Below are 7,119 nucleotides of genomic sequence, written 5' to 3' on the forward strand. Positions count from 1 at the left end.
AAAATGACGCTTAAATATAACTGGAAATTTTTTTTAATCGCTGTTTGTTTCCTTGTAGTTACGAATGTGTCGATTGCTCAACAAGGTAAAGCTTTTAAAGTTGTTTCTTATAACATTTGGAACGGCTATGATTTTGGGAAAGACCTAGCGAGACGAAATGAGCTCAGAGCTTGGGTAAAGGGGCAGGTGCCAGATGTTGTTGCCTTGCAGGAACTGTGTCAATATACACCTGAGAAATTACAATCGGATGCTGAAAGTTGGGGGCACAAATATTCCCTGCTGCTTAAAACAACAGGCTATCCAGTAGGTATAACCTCGAAATATCCCATCGCGTTAAAAGAAAAATTAATACCGGGTTTACATCATGGAGCGTTGCATTGTACTATTAATGATATAGACTTTGTGGTTGTCCATTTACATCCTGGCAGTATTGAGTTTAGACGCAAAGAAGCAGACCTATTAGTGGATAAGTTAAAAACAATCAGGGCGCAAAGTAAGGATTATATTGTTCTAGGAGATTTTAACGCACATTCACCCTTTGATGGAGATTTATACGATCCAAAAGGATATTTTTTGGAACGAATGAGAGCACAAAATAAAGGAAAGGGGATTAATGGCAATTTACTGAATGATGAGCTTGATTATTCAGTGATCTCTTCATTTTTAGCATTTCCACTTATAGATGTCGTACAGAAGTTTACCCAAGGAATACCGCAACGTGGTAGTTTTCCGACATTAGCCCTAGCGCCAATAAATCAAGAGACCGATCAGCAAATGTTTGACCGATTAGAAAGAATAGATTATATTCTTACCTCTCCAGATTTAGCCACGAAGTGTATTGGTGCAAAAGTGTACAATGGAAAAGCCAACGGGTTGCTGTCGGACCATTATCCCGTAGTTGCAGAGTTTCAATTTTGACAAATTATCTATTTATACCTACTTCCAGTGTATCAAGGATCTTGGTAGGTAATCCCAACTTGAAGGGTGACCGCCCTTCAAGTTGGGATTACTAATTCACATCCTAATCTCCCTAATAATGAATTCTCAATCAGAGAATTCAAGCGTATTCACTTAGAATCTCATTATAAAATACCCTTTAAACGTGGAATATAGTCCATTGTATTTGTAATATCCTCTATTTTTTCTGTTTTACCTTGTTTGTAACTTAACATTTAGTTTAAGGTATCATAACACCTCATTAACACCCTGTCTGATATAAACTTAGAATCAAAAGGTATGAATCAAAATATTAAACTACAAGACCCTTAAAGCATGTAGTTATTCCGAGCCAATGTCTTGGAACTTCTGATATGTAATAACCATAATTACAAATTTAATTTTAAGTCAAATTATGAAACCCTATTGTTACCAATTTAAAAACACCGCTCGAGCGCGGAGCCGTATCGTATCTCACCTTAGGCTGACGAGTCTTGTTTTAGTCCCTACCCTTTTATTATCCAACGTATGTTTGTCACATGCCTTGTCCCGAAAGGAGATAGGCGTTACGTTGATCTATAAGAATAGAAACGAACAGGATCGTACCGTTGTAGGCGTAGTTAGCGATAGTAAAGGTATGCCGCTAGTCGGCGTATCAGTTCAGGTAAAGGATAATCCATCCCTCGGCACCAAGACAGATTCCAGTGGAAGGTACAGGATTGAAGATGTTCCCAAAGGAGCTCAGCTGACATTTAGTTTTTTGGGTTATAAGACACATGAAGAATCTTTACAGAACCGGACGACCGTCGACATCACTTTGATTGAAAATACCAGTCAATTGGACGAGGTTGTGGTAGTGGGATATGGGCAGCAGAAAAGAGCCAATCTTACCGGTTCCGTGGCCACGGTTAATAATGAAAAATTAATAGCTGTTCCTGTTGCTTCAACTGCGCAAGCCCTTTCAGGCAGGTTGCCGGGGCTTATCACCAAGCAGTCGCAAGGCAGTCTTGGTGCATCGCCTTCTATTAGCATACGTGGTTTTGGGTCTGCATTGGTAATAGTGGATGGTGTAGAGCAAGCCAACTTCCAGAATATCGATCCGAATGAAATAGAGTCTATATCTATCTTAAAGGATGCTGCAGCGGCTGTTTATGGGGCCAGAGCAGGTAATGGAGTCGTGTTGGTAACGACCAGGAGAGGCAAGGCAGGTAAAGCTCAAATTAGCTTAACGAGCAGTTCTTCACTGCAGAAGCCCACATTTTACCCCGAATATGTAGATTCATGGGATTACGCAATTATACAAAATGAAGCCAGCGCTTTCGCCGGATTAAAGCCTGTTTACACGGCAGAAGAAATTCAAAAGTTTAGAGATGGGAATGATCCTGCCTACCCCAATACCAAGCATTATGACAATATCATCAAACCTTGGTCTCTAATGCAGACCAATAATCTTAACGTCTCAGGAGGTAGTGAGAATGTAAATTATTTTTTGTCTGGTGGTTATTTGCTTCAGGACGCAATCTACAAGTCCGACGGAGTAAACCTGAATCGTTTCAATATCAGGTCAAACGTAGACATTACAGTTGCTGATCATCTAAGAGTCGGATTGGATTTAGCTTCACGCTATACCATCAATAAGGACGTACAGACAAGCACTCAGAATATTTTTCAAGCTATTGGGACGACTACCAATCGATTTCCAGGGTCGTATCCAGATCCGACCAAGACACCTTATGTCGGTAGAAATTCCATAAGCCCCTATATTTTAATGGACCCCGACTTGTCAGGATACAATAATACAGATCGAAATTACTTAACAGGAGCCTTATCTTTAAATTACGAGGCACCCTTTTTAAAAGGCCTGACCGCCACCCTTAAAGGAAACTATGTAGGTGACAATAGTTATAATAAACTATGGACTATTCCTTTTTCAACCTATTACTACGATTATGAAAATGACATTTATACCGTTGCAGCTTCCGGCGGAAAATATAGTTTGACGGAGCGGCAGGACCGTTCTCGGGAGTTAACATTGCAAAGCATGCTTGCGTATGAAAACACGATCGGAGACCATGAAGTTAAAGCCTTATTCGTTAATGAGATTATAGATGCCAGATCCAATTGGTTTGATGCATATAAGGATGGTTTTATTTCTAATTCGATTGATCAGATGTTTGCAGGGGCCACTAATCCACTGGCCAATGGGAGCGCTTTTGAAGAAAGTAGAATGAGTTTTGTAGGACGATTAAACTACGGCTACAAGTCAAAATATTTACTAGAATCGACCGTACGTTACGACGGGTCGTCACGCTTTGCACCGCAATATCGTTGGGCCTGGTTTCCCAGTGTTTCTGTCGGTTGGCGAATTTCAGAAGAACAGTTTGTAAAGGAAAATCTCAGCTTCGTTGACAACTTAAAGCTGCGGCTTTCTTACAGCAATACGGGCTACGATCGCAATGCAGCAGCCTATCAATACCAATCTACGTTTGGCTTTAATACACAATATGTATTCGGATCTGCGCCCTACAAGACATTGCGTACCAATGGAATTGACAATGCATCAATATCATGGGAAGATATATATACTTATAATGGCGGTTTGGAAGTAGATCTATGGAAAGGATTAATCGGAGCCGAACTGGATGTGTTTTACCGATTACGGGAAGGCGTATTGGGCACCCGTACGGACGTTTTGCCCAATACATTTGGAGCGACTCTGCCTCAAGAAAATATAAATGCTATAGACGACCGAGGCTTTGAGCTTATTTTAAAACACCGCAATAAGATCAATGACTTTGAATATTCTGTCAATGCCAATTTTTCATTTGCCCGATCAAAGTACGTCAGATATGCCGAGCAAGAATTCACGGATCCAGATCTGGAATACCAACAAAAGCGTACCGGGCAATGGGTAGACCGTACCTTCGGCTACAGAACCGATGGTTTTTTCAATTCACAAGAAGAAATAACGAGCAGTGGTATTGATTATGACCTTAAGGGCAATAGCACCATCAAGCCAGGTATGATACGGTACGTAGATATAAACGACGACAAAAAAATTGATTGGCGAGATAGGCAAGAAATTGGCCGTGGTACCTTTCCTCAAACCATGTTTGGGTTGAATTTTGACTTTAAGTACAAAGGGTTTGACTTAAGCATGTTGTGGCAAGGTGCCGGCAGTTATAGTGTAGAGTTCAATAATAATATGCGAACCCTTTCTATAAATAACGTTTGGAATTCTTATAAGTTCTTATACGATGGGCGCTGGACTCCTGAAAATAAAGACAAGGCACAGTTTCCGGTCACTACGAATGGCGCAAATACTTATATGAATGTAACGTCCGATATGTGGTTGCGTCGTGGAGATTATATCCGTCTTAAAGACTTTTCGGTGGGCTACACCCTGCCTCCGAGTCTTATTTCCCGCGTAGGAATTTCTAGGGCAAGGGTATATGTCACCGGTTATAATGTGTTAACATTTGATAAATTGGGCGGCATACCTTATGATCCCGAGGGAGTAGGGTCAAGCTGGGCTTACCCTCTTTATAAGTCATATTCATTGGGATTAAATATTACACTATAAAAACTGAAGTAGCGATGAAAAATTTTAATAGATTTCTTCTAACATTAGGAGTTCTTACTTTGACTTCCTGCGACAAGCTATTTGATCGAGACCCTTTGGACAAAATTTCAAGTGGGGTAGTATGGGCAGATATAAACTTAATCGATGCTAATTTAGCCCAATTATATGCCGAAACACCATTTTTCTATAACGAAACCAGTAATCTAGTAAATGAAATGGCCTATTTAGGAGCAGAGGCATACTTGGTCAATGCTAGAAATGCCTGGATACAAGGTACATTAGACCAGACGGGAGGTCACCTGGAGTTCTGGGCATTTAACCAAATACGTAATTTAAATACCTTCATAGAAAACGTATCCAAGGCCCCGATCGACGCTAAGATAAAGGACATTAAAATAGCGGAAGCGAGATTTCTTAGAGCATTTGACTATTTTGAAATGGTCAAGCGTTATGGAGGAGTTCCCATTATTACCCAAGCACAATCACTTAATACCCCCATAGAAGAGTTGCAAGTGTCTCGTAACTCGGAGCAGGAAGTATATGATTTTATCGCCAAAGAATGCGATGAGATTGCAATCATTTTACCCGAGGTCGCTTCAGAATATGGTCGGATAACAAAATATACGGCATTGGCGCTTAATTCCAGGGCCATGCTGTATGCGGGTAGTGTCGCTACATATGGTAAGCAACAGCTTGATGGCCTATTAGGTTTTGCCACCTCAGAGCGTACTAAATATTGGCAAAAATCGTACGACGCCTCCAAAGCTATAATGGATGCAAAGAAGTTCGCACTATTCAACAAATACCCCGATAATAAATCTAAAAACTATCAGTACATCTGGCTTGATGAACGCAACGGAGAAACGATATTTTCAAAAGTTTTTAATGGAATAGGGGCAGTAGGTCATTCCTTCGATTGGTATTCCTATCCTTCAGGATTTGAAAAAGGGTGGGGAGCGGATACACAAGCCTATCTGGAGACTTTTCAAGCCTACCAGAAGATTGACGGAACCGCAGGCGATTGGGATTTTAGTGCCATACAAACGGGGTTACATACGTTGGATGACCTGTTCAGTAACCGTGATCCTAGAATGTATGCATCGTTATTGCACCAAGAGGCCCCCTTTAAAAATGGTAAAGTCTACAGTCACAATGGAACCTATCTCCAAGGCACAACAGGTCCCTTGACTATTTCGAATACCATTGTAGGTCCTTACAATGGTGCTAATTGGTATGCTAGGGCTACATCCTGGTCTAAAAATTATGTTGCGGGCACTGGTTTTCCACTAAAGAAATTTATTGATGAGACCAAAGATCAACCACAGGCGGGCGAATCCACTACCGATTATATTGTATATCGATATGGGGAAGTTTTACTAAACTTCGCCGAAGCGGCGTTTGAGTTAGGTAAAACTACTGAAGCACTTGATCACATTAATTTAATAAGAAAACGGGCGGGTATGCCCGAGCTGACTTCTATTACCCGAGAGCAGATTAGGGACGAGAGACAGGTTGAACTAATGTTCGAAGGGCACCGTTTTTGGGACTTGCGGAGATGGAGAATAGCTACTACAGAATTATCTAAGGAGATGCACAAGATCAAACTTAATTTTGACTGGCAATCCAAGAAATACCAGGTGTTTGTCGAGAAGCAAGACCCCGTTATCAGAAGTTTTACGGAAAAACAATACTATTTGCCAATTACTGTAAATCGTATTGCAAATAATCCTAAACTTGCTCCAGAAAATCCGGGTTATGAATAGTTGTCGGACGGGCTCTTGTTGTCCAATAGAGCAAAAGCTATATTTGTTGATGGCGTTAGCCCAAAAAAGGAGAGTCTACTGCTTACTATTCCAAACCTTCAAAAGATGGATTAAGATTTAAATACCTAATAATAATTGATAAAATTCTGTATGATTAATTTAGATGTAAAGCACGTTATTTTGTTTGTTTGGGGAATACTTCTATCAGGCATAGTCATTGCGCAAGATACTATTCCAAAACCTTCGCCTGCACAGTTAAGGTGGCAGGAAGCAGAGCTAACAGTCTTAATATGTTATGATCTACCTGTCAGCGATGGCAAGAAATACAACCAGGCTCATAATCGTATTAATCCCGTAGAGGATTACAATATTTTCAATCCGGAGCAATTGGATACCGACCAGTGGATCCGCTCTGTAAAAGATATGGGCGCCAAGATGGCTATCCTTACGGTGACCCATGAGACCGGCTTTGCCCTGTACCAGTCCGATGTCAATCCCTATAGTATGAAGGCGCTGAAATTTCAGGACGGAAAAGGTGATATTGTTCGTGATTTTATAGCATCCTGCAAGAAATATGATATTCTTCCCGGTCTCTACATCGGCATCCGCTGGAATTCATTTTTAGGTGTTTACGACTTTTTGGTCAGTGATGATGGGAGTGAGTTTGCGAAGAACCGCAGGCGCATTACAACCGAATGTGCGAAAGAATGACCGAAGAGCTGATGTCCCGATATGGTCCCTTGGCCATGGTCTGGTTTGACGGAGGCGCCCATGGTCCCGAGTTGGGCGGTGCGGATATTCTGCCCATTGTCGAAAAGTACCAGAAGGATATTATTT

At 41.1% G+C, this 7,119-nt stretch carries 4 protein-coding genes; all 4 read left to right on the plus strand.

Annotated elements, in window-relative coordinates; translation table 11 throughout:
• The first annotated feature begins 3 nt into the window (after nt 1-3).
• The 4 genes from G7B20_RS11970 (at nt 4) to G7B20_RS11985 (ending at nt 6,993) form a co-directional block, all read left to right on the plus strand.
• On the plus strand, nt 4-918 hold the full coding sequence (locus G7B20_RS11970; protein WP_164111590.1) for an exodeoxyribonuclease III: 915 nt from the start codon (nt 4-6) through the stop codon (nt 916-918).
• 433 nt (nt 919-1,351) lie between these two features.
• A complete protein-coding gene (locus G7B20_RS11975) occupies nt 1,352-4,519 on the plus strand; it encodes a SusC/RagA family TonB-linked outer membrane protein (RefSeq protein WP_164111591.1) in 3,168 nt (1,055 codons plus the stop codon).
• A 14-nt stretch (nt 4,520-4,533) separates the two neighbouring features.
• Nucleotides 4,534-6,282 carry a RagB/SusD family nutrient uptake outer membrane protein gene (locus G7B20_RS11980; RefSeq protein ID WP_164111593.1) on the plus strand — a complete coding sequence of 583 codons (1,749 nt, stop codon included), beginning with the start codon at nt 4,534-4,536 and terminating at the stop codon, nt 6,280-6,282.
• A gap of 150 nt (nt 6,283-6,432) precedes the next feature.
• Nucleotides 6,433-6,993: an alpha-L-fucosidase gene (locus G7B20_RS11985; protein ID WP_205601935.1), complete on the plus strand. Its 561-nt coding sequence runs from the start codon at nt 6,433-6,435 to the stop codon at nt 6,991-6,993.
• Nucleotides 6,994-7,119: the final 126 nt, after the last annotated feature.

The sequence above is a fragment of the Sphingobacterium sp. xlx-96 genome (genome assembly GCF_011007365.1).
In the GTDB taxonomy this organism is placed as follows: Bacteria; Bacteroidota; Bacteroidia; order Sphingobacteriales; family Sphingobacteriaceae; genus Sphingobacterium; species Sphingobacterium luzhongxinii.